Annotated in this window: 15 protein-coding genes; 6 read left to right on the top strand and 9 right to left on the bottom strand. The window is 68.8% G+C overall.

What is annotated here, in order from left to right; genetic code table 11:
* The coding region (gene htpX / locus ACXJKH_RS04180) for a protease HtpX (protein ID WP_457318413.1) at positions 1-601 on the bottom strand (601 nt) is incomplete at its 3' end.
* A 93-nt stretch (positions 602-694) separates the two neighbouring features.
* On the opposite strand from htpX, the gene gluQRS reads away from it, so the two are divergent.
* From gluQRS to phaR, 3 genes are all read left to right on the top strand, one after another.
* Positions 695-1,579, top strand: coding sequence for a tRNA glutamyl-Q(34) synthetase GluQRS (gluQRS, locus tag ACXJKH_RS04175; RefSeq protein ID WP_457318412.1), 885 nt, complete (start codon positions 695-697; stop codon positions 1,577-1,579).
* A gap of 73 nt (positions 1,580-1,652) precedes the next feature.
* On the top strand, positions 1,653-2,393 hold the full coding sequence (gene phbB, locus ACXJKH_RS04170) for an acetoacetyl-CoA reductase (RefSeq protein WP_256774712.1): 741 nt from the start codon (positions 1,653-1,655) through the stop codon (positions 2,391-2,393).
* A 285-nt stretch (positions 2,394-2,678) separates the two neighbouring features.
* A complete protein-coding gene (gene phaR, locus ACXJKH_RS04165; protein WP_256774711.1) occupies positions 2,679-3,218 on the top strand; it encodes a polyhydroxyalkanoate synthesis repressor PhaR in 540 nt (179 codons plus the stop codon).
* 76 nt (positions 3,219-3,294) lie between these two features.
* Here phaR and ACXJKH_RS04160 read toward each other — a convergent pair whose 3' ends face one another.
* The 6 genes from ACXJKH_RS04160 to ACXJKH_RS04135 all read right to left on the bottom strand — a co-directional run bounded on the left by ACXJKH_RS04160 (position 3,295) and on the right by ACXJKH_RS04135 (position 11,088).
* Complete coding sequence (locus tag ACXJKH_RS04160; RefSeq protein ID WP_457318411.1) at positions 3,295-4,245, bottom strand: TraB/GumN family protein; 951 nt, start codon at positions 4,243-4,245, stop codon at positions 3,295-3,297.
* A gap of 3 nt (positions 4,246-4,248) precedes the next feature.
* Positions 4,249-5,184 carry a DUF1684 domain-containing protein gene (locus ACXJKH_RS04155; RefSeq protein ID WP_457318410.1) on the bottom strand — a complete coding sequence of 312 codons (936 nt, stop codon included), beginning with the start codon at positions 5,182-5,184 and terminating at the stop codon, positions 4,249-4,251.
* 11 nt (positions 5,185-5,195) lie between these two features.
* Complete coding sequence (gene mutL, locus ACXJKH_RS04150) at positions 5,196-7,064, bottom strand: DNA mismatch repair endonuclease MutL (protein ID WP_457318409.1); 1,869 nt, start codon at positions 7,062-7,064, stop codon at positions 5,196-5,198.
* A gap of 403 nt (positions 7,065-7,467) precedes the next feature.
* Positions 7,468-9,033: an N-acetylmuramoyl-L-alanine amidase gene (locus ACXJKH_RS04145; protein WP_457318408.1), complete on the bottom strand. Its 1,566-nt coding sequence runs from the start codon at positions 9,031-9,033 to the stop codon at positions 7,468-7,470.
* An 88-nt stretch (positions 9,034-9,121) separates the two neighbouring features.
* Positions 9,122-9,604 carry a tRNA (adenosine(37)-N6)-threonylcarbamoyltransferase complex ATPase subunit type 1 TsaE gene (tsaE, locus tag ACXJKH_RS04140; RefSeq protein ID WP_457318407.1) on the bottom strand — a complete coding sequence of 161 codons (483 nt, stop codon included), beginning with the start codon at positions 9,602-9,604 and terminating at the stop codon, positions 9,122-9,124.
* On the bottom strand, positions 9,601-11,088 hold the full coding sequence (locus tag ACXJKH_RS04135; RefSeq protein WP_457318406.1) for an NAD(P)H-hydrate dehydratase: 1,488 nt from the start codon (positions 11,086-11,088) through the stop codon (positions 9,601-9,603). The genes tsaE and ACXJKH_RS04135 overlap by 4 nt, the downstream gene beginning before the upstream one ends.
* A 23-nt stretch (positions 11,089-11,111) precedes the next feature.
* Between ACXJKH_RS04135 and queG the strand changes: the two genes are divergently transcribed.
* A complete protein-coding gene (queG, locus tag ACXJKH_RS04130; protein WP_457318405.1) occupies positions 11,112-12,200 on the top strand; it encodes a tRNA epoxyqueuosine(34) reductase QueG in 1,089 nt (362 codons plus the stop codon).
* 45 nt (positions 12,201-12,245) lie between these two features.
* Complete coding sequence (xseA, locus tag ACXJKH_RS04125) at positions 12,246-13,586, top strand: exodeoxyribonuclease VII large subunit (protein ID WP_457318404.1); 1,341 nt, start codon at positions 12,246-12,248, stop codon at positions 13,584-13,586.
* Between the two features lie 31 nt (positions 13,587-13,617).
* On the opposite strand, the gene ACXJKH_RS04120 is transcribed toward xseA, so the two are convergent.
* Both ACXJKH_RS04120 and ACXJKH_RS04115 read right to left on the bottom strand, forming a co-directional pair.
* The gene (locus ACXJKH_RS04120; RefSeq protein WP_256774703.1) at positions 13,618-14,520 is read right to left on the bottom strand and encodes a M48 family metallopeptidase; all 903 of its coding nucleotides are present in this window, start codon (positions 14,518-14,520) and stop codon (positions 13,618-13,620) included.
* Positions 14,521-14,623: 103 nt separating this feature from the next.
* Positions 14,624-16,501, bottom strand: a complete 1,878-nt coding sequence (locus ACXJKH_RS04115; RefSeq protein ID WP_457318403.1) for an SUMF1/EgtB/PvdO family nonheme iron enzyme — start codon at positions 16,499-16,501, stop codon at positions 14,624-14,626.
* Positions 16,502-16,669: 168 nt separating this feature from the next.
* On the opposite strand from ACXJKH_RS04115, the gene ACXJKH_RS04110 reads away from it, so the two are divergent.
* Positions 16,670-17,410, top strand: a 741-nt coding sequence (locus tag ACXJKH_RS04110) for a ribonuclease D (protein WP_457318402.1), incomplete at its 3' end; no start/stop codon positions are given.

Genomic DNA, 17,410 nt, shown 5'->3' with positions numbered 1-17,410 from the left:
TCTCCAGCACGAACACGATCACGAAGTAGCCGATGCCGCGCCCGCCGCCCTCGCGGTTGCCCGACATCGCGCTGTCGATGAAACCACCGACGATCCGCGCCAGCACGATCACGAACGTATTCAACACACCCTGCAGCAGGGCCATGGTGATCATGTCACCGTTGGCCACGTGCGCGATCTCGTGGCCCAGCACCGCCTCGGCCTCGTCCTCGCTCATGTTGTGCAGCAGGCCGGTGGACACCGCCACCAGCGCCTTGTTGCGGTTGGCGCCGGTGGCGAAAGCGTTGATTTCCGGACCGTCATAGACCGCCACCTCCGGCATGCCGATACCGGCTTCGCGCGCCTGGCGTTCGACCGTGGCCAGCAGCCAGCGTTCGGTCGGATTGCGCGGCTCGGTGATCACCACCGCGCCGGTCGACCGCTTGGCCATCCACTTGGACAGCAGCAGCGAAATGAATGAACCCCCGAAGCCGAAGATGGCCGCCATCACCAGCAGGCCGCTCATCTGGCTGGGATTCACGCCCAGCACCGACATCACGATGCCCGCCAGGATCAGCACCGCAACGTTGGTCAGAAGAAAGAGAGCAATGCGACTGAACATGGGAAAATAGCGCTCGAAAGAGGTTGATGACTGCAAATCTGCGGGGACTTCATGTTGAATTCAAGTCGCAAACTGACCGACGATTCATAGTTCATGTCCATGACCCCCTACCGCGGCCGCTTCGCGCCCTCACCCACCGGCCCCCTGCATCCCGGCTCGCTGCTGGCCGCGCTGGGCAGCTGGCTGCTCGCCCGGCACGCCGGTGGCCACTGGCTGGTGCGGATTGAAGACGTCGACCCACCCCGCACCGTACCCGGCGCGGTGGATCAGCAACTGGCCGTTCTGACCGCCCTCGGTCTGACCAGCGACGGCCCAATCGTCCACCAGAGCGGGCGCGACAGCCTCTACCAGAAGGCGCTGGACCGCCTGCTGGACGAAGGCATGGCGTTTGCCTGCCACTGCAGTCGCAGCGACCTGGCCGACCAGCGCGGCATCCACCACCAGTGCGTGGCACGCAGCCCGCGCCCGCAACCGGCCATCCGACTGCGCGTGCCGCCGGGCAGCACGGTCCATTTCCAGGACGGCCTGCGCGGGGCGATCCAGCAGAACGTGCACGCCGAGGTCGGCGACTTCGTCCTGCGCCGCGCCGACGGCTACTGGGCCTACCAGCTGGCAGTAGTGGTCGATGACGGCGACCAGGGCATCACCGACGTGGTGCGGGGCGCCGACCTGCTCGACTCCACCCCGCGCCAGATCCTGCTGCAACGCGCGCTCGGACTGCCTACCCCGGCCTATCTGCACCTGCCCCTGCTGCTCGACACCGACGGCCGCAAACTCTCCAAGTCCGATGCCGCACGCCCCCTCGACCCCACCCGGCCCCTGCCCGCATTGCGCCAGGCATGGGCCGCGCTCGGCCAGGATCCGGCCTGCTTGCGCGCCGATGGCAACGTAGCGGACCTGCTGGCCCGCGCCCGCGCCGGTTTCGATCCCGCCCGACTGCCCCGCCACGACATCGTTGCACCGCAGGGCCGCGGCTGACCCCCCATTTGCCGCGGCGATGTTGCAGAATCGCTTTCCCCCTTGTTGGCCCTGCCTTTCGGAGTAGCAGCTCATGACATCTCGCGTCGCACTGGTCACCGGCGGTACCGGCGGTATCGGCACCGCCATCTGCCAACGCCTGGCCGACCAGGGCCATCGGGTCGCCACCAACTACCGCGACGAAGCCAAGGCCACGGCATGGCGCGAGATGATGCTGGCCCGCGGCTCGGACGTGGCGATCTTCCCCGGCGATGTCTCCAACCCAGACACCGCCGAGGCCATGGTCCGTGCCGTCGAAGCCGCCTTCGGCCCGATCGAGATCCTGGTCAACAACGCCGGCATCACCCGTGACACCACCTTCCATCGCATGCGGGCCGACCAGTGGCACGACGTCATCAACACCAACCTCAACTCGGTGTTCAACGTCACCCGCCCGGTCATCGAAGGCATGCGCCGGCGCGGCTGGGGCCGGGTCATCCAGATCAGCTCGATCAACGGCCTCAAAGGCCAGTACGGCCAGGCCAACTACGCCGCAGCCAAAGCCGGCATGCACGGCTTCACCATCTCCCTGGCACGCGAGAATGCCGGCTTCGGCATCACCGTCAACACCATTTCCCCCGGCTACGTCGCCACCGACATGGTGATGGCCGTGCCTGACGAAGTGCGCGCCAAGATCATCGCCGACATCCCCACCGGCCGCCTCGGCAAGCCCGAGGAAATCGCCTATGCGGTGGCCTTCCTGGTCAACGAAGAAGCGTCGTGGATCACCGGCTCGAACCTGGACATCAACGGCGGCCACCACATGGGCTGGTAGAGCCGACCGTTGGTCGGCTGCTTTCCGCAGCGCATGCGCAGCCGACCAACGGTCGGCTCTACGGAATCCGCGCGGAGCACTACGCTGCCGCCGCGGTCCGAGAAACCGTTTGCAGGCCCAACCGGCTACGGCCCCGACATGGAACCGGCAAATGCTGCACCCCGCGCGAATCCATGCTGCGCAACATGAATTGATTCCAATACCCCGCCGCATGGGCCTTTCGGCGGTTGCATGTGCTGCTGCACTGCGCCATGCTGCGCGCCTACTGTGATGAGTGACCGTTTCATGGCTGCGAACCGCATTATCAAGAAATACCCGAATCGCCGGCTCTACGACACCGAGATTTCCAGCTACATCACCATCGAAGACGTGCGCCAGCTCATCCTCGACGGCGAAGACTTCGAAGTCCGTGACGCCAAGAGCGGCGACGACCTGACCCGCTCGGTCCTGCTGCAGATCATCGCCGACCAGGAACAGGACGGCGAACCCATGCTGTCCACGCAGCTGCTGAGCCAGCTGATCCGCTTCTACGGCGACTCCCTGCAGGGCTTCATGGGCAATTACCTGGAGCGCAGCATGCAGGTCTTCCTCGACCAGCAGCAGCAGTTCCGCCAGCAGATGGGCAACCTCCTCGGCCAGACCCCCTGGGCGATGATGAACCAGCTCACCGAGCGCAACCTCGAACTCTGGCAGGATTTCCAGCGCAACATGGGCACCGGCGGCGCCGGCTTCGGTCCCCGTCCCGGCGGCACCTCCACCGGTACCGGCGCGGGCACGGCCAAGCCGGACACCCCGGCACCCGGCACGGGCAAGACCCGCCGCTGAGTTACCCGCGGGGTCACAACGAAAAAAGGCGCAGCCCTCCGGCCGCGCCTTTTTCGTCTCCGCCCTCAGCGTCTGATCAGCGCTTGGGCTTGGCGCAGCCGGTGCACACCCGCTCCACCTGGAAGCCCTTGGCCTTCAGTTTCTCCACCACGCCATCGTTGCCCAGCAGGTGCAGCGTGCCGACCACCACCAGCGTGCCCCCCTGCCCCGCCTGCAGGTACTGCTGCAGCTTGGGCACCCAGGCATCGTTGCGGTCGGTGTTGATCCGCTTGTACAGCTGCGGGTACTGGCCGCGCATCTGCGCCGCCATCGACGTCCACAGCAGCTTGTCGTCGCCACGCCGCCACGCATCGTGCAGCTTGCGGCCCTCGACATCGGCCTTGTCGGCCTGGTCCAGCGCCTCGGCCACCATCTGCTGCTGTTCCTGCGCCGACATCCCCGACAACACCCCGACCTGCGTATCGATGTCCTCCAGGCCCGAGGTCGGCTTGTTCGCGGTGGCCGCGCGCTCCATGAAATGACGGTCCAGCCCGAGGTTCGGGTCCAGCCCCATCTTGGTGAACTGGCCCAGGGTGATGGTCAGCCCGACGAACCAGGGCTTCATCCCCTGCAGCTGCGCCAGCGGCAGGTTGTTGGCACTCGCGTAGGCCTGCAGCTTGGTCCAGGTGGCTGCATCCAGGTCGCGCTTGAGCTCGGTGCCATCGGTGCGCATCGCCGCCTGCAGCATTTTCTGCGGCAGCTGCGGCGACTGCATGTCCTGCGGCGACAGTTCAAACACCACCCGCTTGGACGCGGTGAACGCCTGCTCAACGTCGGCCGACAGCGGATAGTCCTGCGCACGCAGCAGATGGAACGAGCCCAGCAGGTACACGCGGCTATCGCCTGGCCCGGTCACCTTCCACAACAACGGCACCGGCGGCGCCACCTTGGCGGCGGGCGCATCGCCGCGCGCCTGCACCGCACCGCTGCCCAGCAGCAGCCCGGTGGTGATCAACAATGAAGACATCAGTCGCGGCAACATCGACATGGGTCAGGCCTCTCCTTCAGGGGCGTGGTAGGCCTGCTCGCCGGCGTCGATGCGCAGGTCCAGGCGGTTTTCCGGCGGTGCCAGCGGGCAGGTCGCGAACGGAGTGAATGCACAGGGCGGATTGTAGGCGTGGTTGAAATCGATCAGCACCCGGCCATTGGCATCCGGTGCGGGCAGGTCCAAGTAACGCCCGGCCGGGTAGCTGCCGTGGCCACTGGTGCGGTCGACGAAGATCACGAACAGCTCGCGCCCGGGCTCACCGATCGCTTCGAGCGTCCACGTGCGGCCGTCGCGCTCGAACGCCAGCGTGCCGGCATTGGGCATGTCGGTGGTCAGCCCGGTGATGTCGATGATCGGCAGGGTCTTGCCGGGTGGGTGCGGGACGAAGCGTGCACTGATCCGCCACGCGGCGCCGCCGGGCCAATACTGCAGGCCGGCGAAGTGGGTGCGGCTGTGCGCGTCGGCATGCTTGACCCGCAGTGCGTACCGCTCGCCGCGATGGATCAGGCTCAACTGTCCCTTGCCGTCATCGAAGCTGATCAGGGTCGGGGTGGGATCGCGATCGCTGAAGAAGCGGATGCGCCCGGTCACCGGCATGTCGCCCACGCGCAGCGCAACACCGCGCTCGGGAGTGAACCACACCGCATCGCCCTGGCGCGCCACCATGCCCAGCTTGTCCGGGCCTACCGCCAAGCGGATGCCGCTGCCCGGGCCGCGGCCGATGTAATGCGCCTTGTACTCCAGCCAGTGCAGGCCCACCAGGCTGGTCCAGCCATCGGCGGCATGCAGCTCCTCGTAGCGTTGCAGGCGCCACTGCTGCTGTTCGGCGGCGAACGCGGGATCGTCGGCCACCGCCACCGGTGGCTGCGGCGTGTTCCCACAGGCTGCCAGTCCCAGCGCCAGCATCGCCGCGCCAAGTCCCCTTCCCCAAGTCTGCATGACTCTCCCCTTCAACGTCCGCGCAGGAACCAGCGGTCCATGTCCGCCAGTGAAAAACGTGCCCAGGTCGGTCGGCCGTGATTGCACTGACCCGAGCGTTCGGTGTTTTCCATGTCGCGCAGCAGCGCGTTCATTTCCGGCACGGTCAGGCGCCGGTTGGCGCGCACCGCGCCATGGCAGGCCATGGTCGACAGCAGCTCGTCGCGGGCACTGGCGATGCGTCGGCTTTGCCCGTGTTCGCGCAGGTCGGTGAGCACGTCGCGCAGCAGGCCTTCCGGCTCGGCGTTGGCCAGCAACGCCGGAATGCTGCGCACATGCAGCGATCCAGGACCGGAGCGGGTGATTTCAAAGCCCAGCGCAACCAGGGTGTCGGTCTCGCGCTCGGCGGTATCGGCATCGCGCTCGCCCACCGCCAGCGTGATCGGCACCAGCAGCGGCTGCGCGTGCAGGCCCATGCCATCGTGCGCGGTCTTCAGGCGCTCGTAGCCGATCCGCTCATGCGCGGCATGCATGTCCACCACGATGAGGCCTTCGGCATTTTCAGCAAGGATGTAGATGCCGTGCAGCTGCGCCACCGCATACCCCAGGGGCGGCACGCCACTGTCGGCGGCGGTCATCGGCAGGCCGCCTTCGCTCGGCATCGGCGGCAGCCCAGCGGACACGCCGGCACCGGCGGGCGTCGCATACAGCGCGGCATACGCCGTGGGGGCATCGGCGACCTGCAGGCCCAGCGGCGATTGCTGCGGACGCCATTGCGCGGACATGCCACCGCCGCCACCGCCACCGCCCAGCGCGTACCCGCCGCCCGGTTGCGCATACCCGCCGGCGATCGCGGCGGCAGGTACGCCCGCGTGGCCCTCGACACCGGCGCCCGCCTGAGTCATGCCGGCACGGGTTTCGGCCAACGCTTCCTTCAAGGTGCGGTAGACGAAATCGTGGATCAGGCGGGCGTCGCGGAAGCGCACCTCGTGCTTGGCCGGGTGCACGTTGACATCGACCCGGGTCGGGTCCAGTTCCAGGAACAGCACGTACGCCGGTTGGCGACCATGGAACAGCACATCGCCGTACGCCATTTTCACCGCGTGGGCGACGCTGCGGTCGCGTACCGAACGGCCATTGACGTAGAGGTACTGCTGGTCGGTGCTGGCGCGCGAATAATGCGGCTGCGCTATCCAGCCATGCAGGCGCAGGCCGGCACCGCTGTGGTCCACGCGCAGTGCCTGCGCGGCGAAATCCTCGCCCAGCGTTTCGCCCAGGCGCGCATCCGAATACAGGTCGCCGGGCTTGTAACGGCGCGACGGCTTGCCGTTGTGCGATACGCGCAGTTCCACGTCCGGGCGCGCCAACGCCAACGACCGCAGCCACTCTTCGATGTGGCCCAGTTCTGTGCGCTCGGCACGCAGGAACTTGCGCCGCGCCGGCACGTTGTAGAACAGTTCGCGCACTTCCACCGTGGTGCCCGGGRCATGCGCACGCGGCATCACATCGCCGAGCTTGCCGCCTTCGATCTKCAGCGATGAACCATGCGCGTCGGCGGCGCGACGGGAAGACAAGGTGAACCGGCTGACCGAGGCGATGGACGGCAGCGCTTCGCCACGAAAGCCGAGCGTGGCCACCGACTCCAGATCATCGAGGCTGGCGATCTTGCTGGTGGCGTGGCGCGAGACCGCCAGCGGCAGTTCTTCCGGCGCGATGCCACCGCCATCGTCACGGATGCGGATCAGCCGCACGCCGCCCTCTTCCAGGTCGATATCGACCCGGGTGGCACCGGCGTCCAGTGCGTTCTCAACCAGTTCCTTGACCACCGATGCCGGGCGCTCGACCACTTCGCCGGCCGCGATCTGGTTGATCAGGATCTCGGGCAACTGGCGGATGCTCATGCGCGCCTCCGGATAGCGAAGGCGGAGGCGATGGGAATTCGGGGGCAGGACTTCATCGGTAGATGATAGCGTAGCGCCGGGCTATGCCTGGCTGCGACGCTGTGGGGCTGATCGTTGGTCGGCTGCCTTTGACGACGCCGATGTCTCCGGTGCCGTAGAGCCGACCGTTGGTCGGCTGCCCTTGACGATGCCGATGTCTCCGGTGCCGTAGAGCCGACCGTTGGTCGGCTGCCTTTGACGACGCCGATGGCTCCGGTGCCGTAGAGCCGACCGTTGGTCGGCTGCCTTTGGCGATGCCGATGTCTCCGGTGCCGTAGAGCCGACCGTTGGTCGGCTGCCTTTGACGATGCCGATGGCACCAGAATCAACAGCCAGCCGACCAACGGTCGGCTCTACAGGCGGATTACTTGCTGCCACCTGCAAACGTACTGGCCGCTTCGATCTCGGCTTCGGCACGGGCGGCATACAGCGTGCCCGGCGGCGGCTGGCGGCTGAAGAAGGTATGCACGCCATCGAGCACGGCACCGGCAATCTGGCGCTGGTAGGCCGGGTCGATCAGGCGGCGCTCTTCGTCCGGGTTGGAGATGAAGGCGGTTTCGACCAGCATCGCCGGCATGTCCGAGGTGCGCAGCACCGCGAAGTTGGCGCGTTCGATATTGGGCTTGTGGTTCTTGCCGATCCGCTTGAGCCCACCCAGCACGTGACCGGCCGCGTCTTCGGAGGCCTTCATGTAACCGCTCTGGGCCAGGTCCAGCAGCACGTTGGCCAGGGTGCCTTCGGTCTGCTGCAGGCGCACGCCGCCGACCAAATCGGCGGCGTTTTCCTTGTCGGCCAGCCAGCGCGCACGCTGCGAGGACGCGCCCTTGGTGGAGAGCACGTAGACCGACGAACCGGTGGCCGCGCGGTTTTCAGCAGCGTCGGCGTGGATCGAGATGAAGATGTCGGCCTTGGCCGCCCGCGCCTTCTGTGCGCGCATCGGCAACGGGATGAACACGTCGGTATCGCGGGTCAGGTAGGCCTTCAGGCCGGGCGTGGCATTGACCTGCCGGGCCAGCTCGCGGGCCACCGCCAGGGTGATGTCCTTCTCGCGCTTGCCGGTCGGGCCGACAGCGCCCGGATCCTGGCCGCCATGGCCGGGATCGATCGCCACCACCAGTGGCCGCATGCCCGCGCGCATCTTGATCCGCGAGGCGTCGCTGGGCATCGAAGGACGCGGCGGCTCGGCCGGCGTCACCGCGACCGGCGCAGGCGCGGTCACCACCGAAGCCGTGGCCTGGCCGGACAGGATCGCCGCCGGAGAAGCCGAATTGCTGGCCGCGTTGGCGTTGCCGGCGGCAGCCACGTTCACTGCCGTCGCCGTGGGTGCGGCGGCGGGCGTGGGAACCGGCGTGGCCGCCGTCGCGCTGGCCTGCTGGCGCACCGAGGCGGTCAGCAATGCGGTGGCACGCGCGGCATCGCTGCGCGCCTGCGCGGCTTCGGCGGCGGTCGGGGCCTGGGGTGCGCTGGGCACCACCGCGGTCGGCGGCGGCGCGCTGGCCGTCGCCGGTACGGCAGAAGGTGCACGGGCGACACTGGCCGGGGCATCGCCGGGCCATTCGATCACCAGCCGCGATTCATCGCCCTGCTTGACCATCTGCGGACGGAACGGCGCCACCGATTCGGCGAGGTCGAACACCACGCGGAAGGTGCCGGGCACCGGCTGGCCGGTACGAACGGCAGTGACCACGCCCTTGGGCGCAGGCAGCTTGAGGTTGCGGATCGCGCTGGAGTCCGGGAAATCCACCACCAGGCGGTTGGGACCGGCCAGCGACAGGGTCTTGTAACCACCACTGCCGGTCAGCGCGATTTCCGCGCGGGTGCCGGTGGCGCCGGTCTCCAGACCCACCTGGCGGACCTCGCCAGCCCACGCCAAGGCGCTCGCCAGACAGAGTCCGACGGCGGCACAGATGGCGGTGAGTGGTTTCCCCATTGGCATGGGTCAGGATTCAATCACCGCGCTGAACGAAATGCAACTCCTTTTCCCTTAATAATCCGTAACCTGCCGGTGTTTCCTACTGTCAGCCGACAGAAACAGCCTGCAAGTCGCCCCCTTGAGGCAAGCGGGTGAGCCATTCGCGACCGGCGTCGCTGGTCGCGGTGAGACGCGCGCGGCGTCCCTGCCCTTCGATTTCCAAGGCGATGACCAGGTCGGTCGGTGGTAGCGCGCCGGCGCCGCGCTCGGGCCATTCGACAAGCCACAGCGAGGCGCTGCCCTCGTCCAGGCCCAGGAAATCCAGCTCTTCGGCTTGGCCGATGCGGTACAGATCCAGGTGCCAGGCCTCATGCCCATCGTCCAGCGGATAGCGCTCGACCAGGGTGTAGGTGGGGCTGCGGATCGCGCCCTGCACGCCCAGCGCACGCAGCAGTGCGCGCGCCAACGTCGATTTGCCGGCGCCAAGGTCGCCCTGCAGTTGTACCACCGCCTGGGGCGGACGGGTGGCGGCCAGCCACTGCCCGAGCAGGTCGGTGTCGTCGGTCTGGGCGAGGAAAAACGTGATCATGCGGTGGAAGGTTCCGGATTGACCAGGCGGCGCAGCGGCACCAGCAGGTCGGTGGGGAGCAGGCCACGCTGGCCTTCGCGGGCGGCGGCATCGCCGGCCAGCCCATGCAGCAGTGCACCGCTGCTGGCGGCATCGAACGCGTCCAGGCCCTGTGCGCGCAGCGCGGCAATGATGCCGGTCAACAGGTCGCCCATGCCGCCGACGGCCATGCCCGGGTTACCCGCGGCGATGACCCGGGGCCGTTGGCCGGGGGCGGCAACCACGCTGCCGGCGCCCTTCAACACCACCACCGCGTGGAAGCGCTCGGCCAGTGACTGGGCGCTGCCGTAGCGGTCTACCTGGATCTGCGCGGTGCTGCAGCCGAGCAGGCGTGCGGCCTCGCCCGGATGCGGGGTCAAAATCGCGTCGTCCAGCGGTTGCGGGTTCCTGGCCAGCAGGTTCAGCGCGTCGGCGTCGATGACCAGCGGCTTGCCGCTGCCCAGCACCTGCCGCCAGAGCTCGTGCGCCCAGTCGTCCTGGCCCAGCCCGGGCCCGATCGCGACCACCTTGGTGCGCGGCAGCAGCGCCTGCAGGTCCTGCGCGTCCTCGACGGCATGCACCATCGCTTCGGGCAGCCGCGCCAGCAACGGCGCGACATGCACCGATTGCGTCGCCACGCTGACCAGCCCGGCGCCGGTGCGCAGCGCGGCTTCGCTGGCCAGCATCACCGCCCCGCCGCTACCGCGATTGCCGCCCACGCACAGCACATGGCCGGATTCGCCCTTGTGGGTGTTGGCGCGCCGCGCCGGCAGTTGTGCGGCAAGCCGCGGCGGCTGCCACGAGCACGCCGCAGGCAGCACACCCGCATCGGCCGCCTCGGGCAACTGCAGCGGTGCCAGCCGGCGCCCGCCGATGTGTTCAAGTGCATCGCCGGTATACAGCCCGCGATGGCGCACGATGAATTGCAGGGTCACGCTGGCCCGCACGGCAGCCCCGGCGACCGCGCCGCTGTCGGCGTCCACCCCGCTGGGCACATCCAGCGACAGCACCGGTACGCCGGCGGCGTTGATCGCCTCGATCAGCGCCTGCGCCGGCCCGCTCGGCACGCGGTTCAGGCCCAGCCCGTACAGCGCGTCCACCAGCACGTCGGCGTCCGGCAGCGCATCGGTGAAGACCTCCACCTGCCCGCCAGCGGCCAGCCAGGCCTGCAGCGCATCCTGGGCCAGCGGCGTGGCGGCGGCATCGGTGGCCAGCCGCAGCACCTGCACCTGGCGTCCGGACTGGCGTGCCAGCCGGGCCAGCACATAGCCATCGCCGCCGTTGTTGCCGGCGCCGACCACCACACAGATGCGCCGGGCCTGCGGCCAACGCTCCAACAGGCAGTGCCAGGCGGCCTGCCCGGCCTGCGCCATCAACGACGCACCGCCATCGCCCAGCGCCGCGCTGGCCTGGGCATCGATCCGGCGCGCGGCGGATACATCGAACAGTTCAGCAAGCTGGGGCATGCCGGGATTCTATACTTGTCGCCATGTCCGCTGTTCCGTTGCCCGCCCCCATCGACCTGGCCCGCGCCACCCAGCGCGTGCGGGAGATCGCGCGCGCGCACGGCTTCCAGCGCTGCGGCGTGTCCGGCATCGACCTGGGCGAGGACGAGGCGCACCTGGCCGACTGGCTGGGCAAAGGCCTGTACGGCACGATGGACTGGATGGCCCGGCACGGCACGATGCGCGCGCGCCCGGCCGAACTGCTGCCCGGCACCGTGCGGGTGATTTCCGTCGGCATGGACTACGGCCACAAGGACGATGCGCAGGCGTGGAACACGCTGCACGACGCCGACCGCGCCTATGTGGCCCGCTATGCACTGGGCCGCGATTACCACAAGTTGATGCGCAACCGCCTGCAGAAGTTCGCCGATGCGATTGCCGCGGAGATCGGCGCATTCGGCTACCGCGTGTTCGTCGATTCGGCGCCCGTGCTGGAACGCGCCCTCGCCCGCAATGCCGGGCTGGGCTGGATCGGCAAGCACACCTGCCTGATCGACAAACAGGGCGGCTCGTGGTTCTTCCTCGGCGAGATCTACATCGACCTGCCGCTGCCGGTGGATGCACCGGCCAGTGCGCACTGCGGCAGCTGCACGCGCTGCATCGATGTGTGCCCGACCCAGGCGATCATCGCCCCGCAGCGGCTGGATGCACGGCGCTGCATCTCCTACCTCACCATCGAACACGACGGCGCCATCCCCGAAGACATGCGCCCGCTGATGGGCAACCGCATCTACGGCTGCGACGACTGCCAGCTGGTCTGCCCCTGGAACAAGTTCGCGCGGCGCACCGACGAACCGGATTTCCGCGCGCGCAACGATCTGGACACTGCCTCGCTGGCGCAGCTGTTCGCGTGGGAGGAAGACGAGTTCCTGCGCCGCACCGAGGGCAGCCCGATCCGGCGCAGCGGCCACGAGCGCTGGCTGCGCAACATCGCCGTGGCGCTGGGCAATGCCCCCACCCATGCCGACACGCTGGCCGCCCTGCACGCACGCGGCGAACATGCCTCGCCGATCGTGCGCGAACATGTGCAATGGGCGCTGCAGCAGCACGCCGCGCGCGACCCGGCGCCATGAAGCTTGTGCGACCATAGGTGCCCGTTCGTAGCGTTTGACCCGTCCATGGACCGCAGCACGCAGATCCTTACGCCCAGCCAGCTCAACATCCTGGCCCGCGACCTGCTGGAAGGCGCGTTCCCGCTGATCTGGGTCGAAGCCGAACTTGGCAGCGTCACCCGGCCCGCCTCCGGGCACATGTATTTCACCCTGAAGGACGCGCGCGCGCAGATCCGCGCGGCGCTGTTCAAGCCCAAGAGCCAGTGGCTGAAGTTCATCCCGCGCGATGGCATGCGCGTGCTCGCGCGCGGCCGGCTGACCCTGTACGAAGCCCGTGGCGAGTACCAGCTGGTACTGGACCACATGGAAGAAGCCGGCGAAGGTGCGCTGCGCCGCGCCTATGAACAGCTCAAGGCGCGCCTGGAGGCCGAAGGCCTGTTCGCGGCCGAGCGCAAGCGCCCGATGCCTGCGCACGTGCGGCGCCTGGCGGTGATCACCTCGCCCACCGGCGCGGCCGTACGCGACGTGCTCAGCGTGTTGCAACGTCGCTTCCCGCTGCTCGAAGTGGACCTGCTGCCCAGCCTGGTGCAGGGCGACAGCGCCGCGGCACAGATCACCGCGCTGCTGCGCGCGGCCGATGCCAGCGGCCGCTACGACGTGATCCTGCTGACCCGCGGTGGTGGCTCGCTGGAAGACCTGTGGGCGTTCAACGATGAACACCTGACCCGCGCCATTGCCGCCAGCCAGACCCCGGTGGTGTCGGCGGTGGGTCACGAAACCGACTTCAGCCTGGCCGATTTTGCCGCCGACCTGCGCGCGCCCACCCCGTCGGTGGCCGCCGAGCTGCTGGTGCCCGATCAGCGCGACCTGCACCTGCACGTGCGCCGGCTGGCCGCGCGGATGGTGCAGCTGCAGCGCCACGGGCTGGGCCAGGCCATGCAGCGTGCCGACCGCGCCCTGCTGCGCTTGAACGCGCAGGGACCCCAAGCGCGCCTCCAGCTGATGCAGCGCCGTCATCAGGACCTAGCCCGGCGCCTGGCCGGGGTCTGGCGGCAGCAGCACGAGCGCCGCCAGGCACAGCTGCGGCATGCCGCCGTGGTGTTGCGCAATGGCCACCCGCAGCGCCGTCTGGACGCCCTGCGCGAGCGTCTGCAGCGGCTGCAGCCGCGCGCCGATGCAGCCATCGGCCGCCAGCTGCAGCGCGACCAGCTGCGCCTGCGCGCACTGGCCCGTTCAATGGAAGCGGTCAGCCCGCTGGCCACGGTTGCGCGCGGTTACAGCATCCTCACCCGCGAAGACGACGGCAGCCTGGTGCGCTCCCCCCTGCAGGTCAGCCCCGGCGACGCGCTCAAGGCCCGCGTGCAGGACGGGGTGATCGAGGTGGTGGTGAAGGAACCGGCGCGCTGAAGCGCCAGCGTGGCGGGCAGCCTGCGCTGGTTTACTGGTGCGCGCTCTCGCAGTACTTCTGCCGGTACTCCATCGCCTTGGGCATCAGCGCCTGCAGGTTCTGGATGCGCGTGCCCGGGTTGGGATGGGTGGACGAAAACTCCGGCGGCGCCTGCCCGCCGCTGCTCTGGCCCATCCGCTCCCACAACGGCACCGCTTCGCGCGGGTCGTAGCAGGCCGCAGCGGCCAGCATCAGGCCCACTTCATCGGCCTGGGTTTCATGGCTGCGCGCGTACGGCAGCAGATACCCGTAGCCCATCGCCGACATCATCATCTGTTGCTGCTGCGGGTCCATGCCACTGGCCGCGCCGGCCATCTGCCCGATCTGGGTGAGCTTCTGCTGGGCCATGCGCTGCGCGCCGTGGCGCAGCAGGGCATGGGCGATCTCATGGCCCATCACCACCGCCATCGCATCTTCGGTGCGGGCCACTGGAATCAGTCCGGTGTACACCGCCATCTTGCCACCCGGCAGGCAGAACGCATTGGCCTGTTCGGAGGGAATCACGTTGACCTCCCACTCGAAGTCGCGCGCGAAATGCGCCGGCTTCAACCCGTGTTCTTCGGCGAGCGCAGTCTCCACCACGTCCACCTTGGCGATCAGGCGCTTGGCGATCGACTGGATCTCGCGCGACTGCGGCGCATTCGGATCCAGCGGCCGCTCCTGCGCCAAGATCTCCTGGTAGGCCTGCAGGCCGAGCGCCTTTTCCTGGGTGGCATCGAGCGAACTGTCGATCAGCACGCGCTCACCGGTATACGGATCCACCGCGCGGTTGGAGAACCAATAGAACGCCGCATAGCCGGCGAAGGCCAGCAGCACCCACCAGCGGATGTTGCCGAACAGCCCCGGGCGGCGGGCCCGACCCTGCTGTTGACCACCGAACGGATCGTTGCGCATGTTGCAGATTCCCTGGCTGGATCGGCACACCCTGGCCGACACGGCGCCATCTTAGTGGCTGCGCGGGGATTTGACGTGAGTGCCGGGACACGCCCGGCATGGCTCAGATGCCGCGCACCAGACGGAAGCCGATGCGGGCGCTGGTCGTATCTGAATCCTGCGATTGCCGCCACGCCGCGCGCGTCTGGTCCGGTGCATTGGCCCAGTTGCCGCCGCGGATCACCCGCTGCCGGCAGCCCGGGTTGAACCAGGCCACCCCGTCGGACGGCGCGCGCCGGTAGCTGGCGTGCCAGCAGTCGGCCACCCACTCGCTCAGGTTGCCGGCCACGTCGTGCACGCCCCAGGCGTTGGCATCGAACGTGCCTACCGGCGCCGGCCCCCACCAGCCGTCGCTGTATCCCACGAACGCGTTGTACCAGTGCCGGCCGGACGGGGAGACATCCTCGGCACCGGTGAAGTTGCCGGCATTCGGCGGCGGCGTGCCTGCATCGCCCCACGGATAGCGRCCGCTGCTGCCGGCACGCAGCACGTATTCGAATTCGGCCTCGCTGGGCAGACGGTAGGAGCGGCCGGTCTGCTCGGACAGCCAGCTCGCGTAATTCTCGGCGTCGCGCACGCTCACATGCATCACCGGCGAGGTCGGGATGGCCGGTACGCCGTTGTACCCGGACCGCCAATCCACCCCGCTATGCCGCACGAAGTTGCCGCTGCGCTCGTCGTAGACGATCGAATGGCCGCGCCGGGTGGCGCGCGGGCGGGCGTTGCTGGCCTGCACGTAGCGACGGAAGTCGGCCACGGTCACCTCGGTGATCGACATCGCAAAGCCCCGCTCGAACCGCACGTAGTGCGACGGCTTCTCCGCATCGCTTGCCCCACGCTCGTTGTCGCCCGCGCCCATCTGGAAGCCGCCGTGCGGCACCACGATCATCTGCGGACCGCGCCCGCCATCGCGTAGCGCGTCGCTGAACACCTGCCGCGGCCGGAAGCTGCCGTAGTGGGTAACAAGTTCGATGCGCTCCCGCAGCTGGCCCACCACCGGGTCGCCGGGCAGCGCGATGCGCAGGGCGTCTTCGAGCTTCTCGCGCGCCGCCTTCAAGCCTTGCGGGGTGGTCAGGTCGCGCAGGCCCTCATCGCGCAGGCGGGTGAGCGTATCGGCGCGGATGCGCTCGACCCGTTCGAACGCGTCGGCGATGGTGATCGACGAGTCGCGCACCTTGGCCGCCTCGGCCAGCCAGGTGCCGGCGCTGGCGAAATCCCCCGCGCGGGCGGCGGTTTCGGCACGGCCGATCAACGCACTCTCGGCGGCGGCCAAGCCCTGACGCGCGCGCGCGTCGTCCGGATTCAAGGCCAGCGCTTCGCGGAAATTGGGGATGGCGCCATCGCCATCTTCGCCCACCCGGTCGGCACGCAGGTCGTCTTCCCYGGCCCGGTTGTAGGCGATCACGCGCTGGGCGATCTCCACGCGCGACTGCAGTTGGCGCACGCGCGCATCGTCGGGCGCAATCTCGAGCAGCACCAGCGCCATCTCACTGGCCTGGGCCAGCGCTTCACGCTGCTTCAGCGGCCGCGACAGCAGCGCGGCGGCCTCATCCAACAGGCGCTGACGTGCCCGCTTCAGGCCGGCCAGGGCCTGGCGGTCCTTGCCGTCGTGCTGCAGCAACGCCAACCAGAGCGGAATGGCCGCCTCGGCGTCGGCGTACAGCCGGTCGTGTTCGAAGGCCTGTGCCGCCTTGCGCCGCGCCGCCGCCACGCCGTCATCGGCGATCTGCACCGCCGGTGGCTGCCAGCGCGCCACGGTTTCGGCCGCGTCCTCTCCCCCGATGGTCACCTGCGCGACCGGCGCAGCGGCTGCAGGCGCGCTGCGCGCCGCCGGCCGGGGCGCCGTCGGGGCGGCGGCCGGCGGCGGTGCATCGGCAGAACAGGCCGCCAGCACGAGCAGGACAGCGAGCAGCGGCGGGAGGGAAGCGGAGGTGCGCAACATCGGGTTCCTTGCAGCCAGGCACGAGCATCGCCGAACCGGGACGGGAGGGGCAAGCCAGCGCACGGTCACAGCGACCGTACGACGACCGGATCATGATACCGGCGCGCGCGCCGACCACGGCGCGTTATCCTCATCCCCTGAGCACCCCCTGCAGTTGACGGAACCCACGTGGCTTATTGGATCAAAACCCCGGCGGAGCTGGACGAGCGCTACCGCCAGCGCCCCACCCGGATCGGGCTGGACACCGAATTCATCCGCGAACGCACCTACTGGCCGCAACTGGCCCTGGTGCAGATGGCGGTCGGCGATGAAATCCTGCTGATCGACCCGCTGATCCCCGGCATGAACGAGGCGCTGGCCCCGTGGCTGGCCGACACCTCCATCCTGAAGATCATGCACAGCGCCAGCGAAGACCTGGTGACCTTCAAGGTCGCCTGCGGCGTGCTGCCGCGTCCGCTGTTCGACACCCAGATCGGCGCGTCGCTGGCCGGCATCGGCGGCGGCATGGGCTACCAGAAGCTGGTCAATGCGATCACCGGGGTCACCCTGGCCAAGGGCGAGACGCGCTCGGACTGGATGCGCCGCCCCCTGTCCGAATCGCAGCTGGAGTACGCCGCCGACGACGTCGAGTATCTGTTTGCCATGCACGATGCGATCGACGCCAAACTCGGCGAGCTCGATCGCCGACAGTGGCTGCAGGACGACGCCGGACGCCTGCTCGGCAGCGTCGAGAACGACGAAGACCGCTGGCCGCACGTGGCGATGCGCTCGGCCCAGTTCATGGACGACGCCGCGCAGATCCGCCTGCTGCGCCTGCTGCGCTGGCGCGATGTGCAGGCCCGCAGCAGCGACAAGCCGCGCAGCTGGATCCTGGACAACGAACTGGCGGCCGTGCTCGCGCGCACGCCG

The organism is Stenotrophomonas sp. P5_B8, assembly GCF_054049855.1.
The sequence above is the reverse complement of the archived record's forward strand: the minus strand, read 5'-3'. Positions and strand labels throughout refer to the sequence as shown.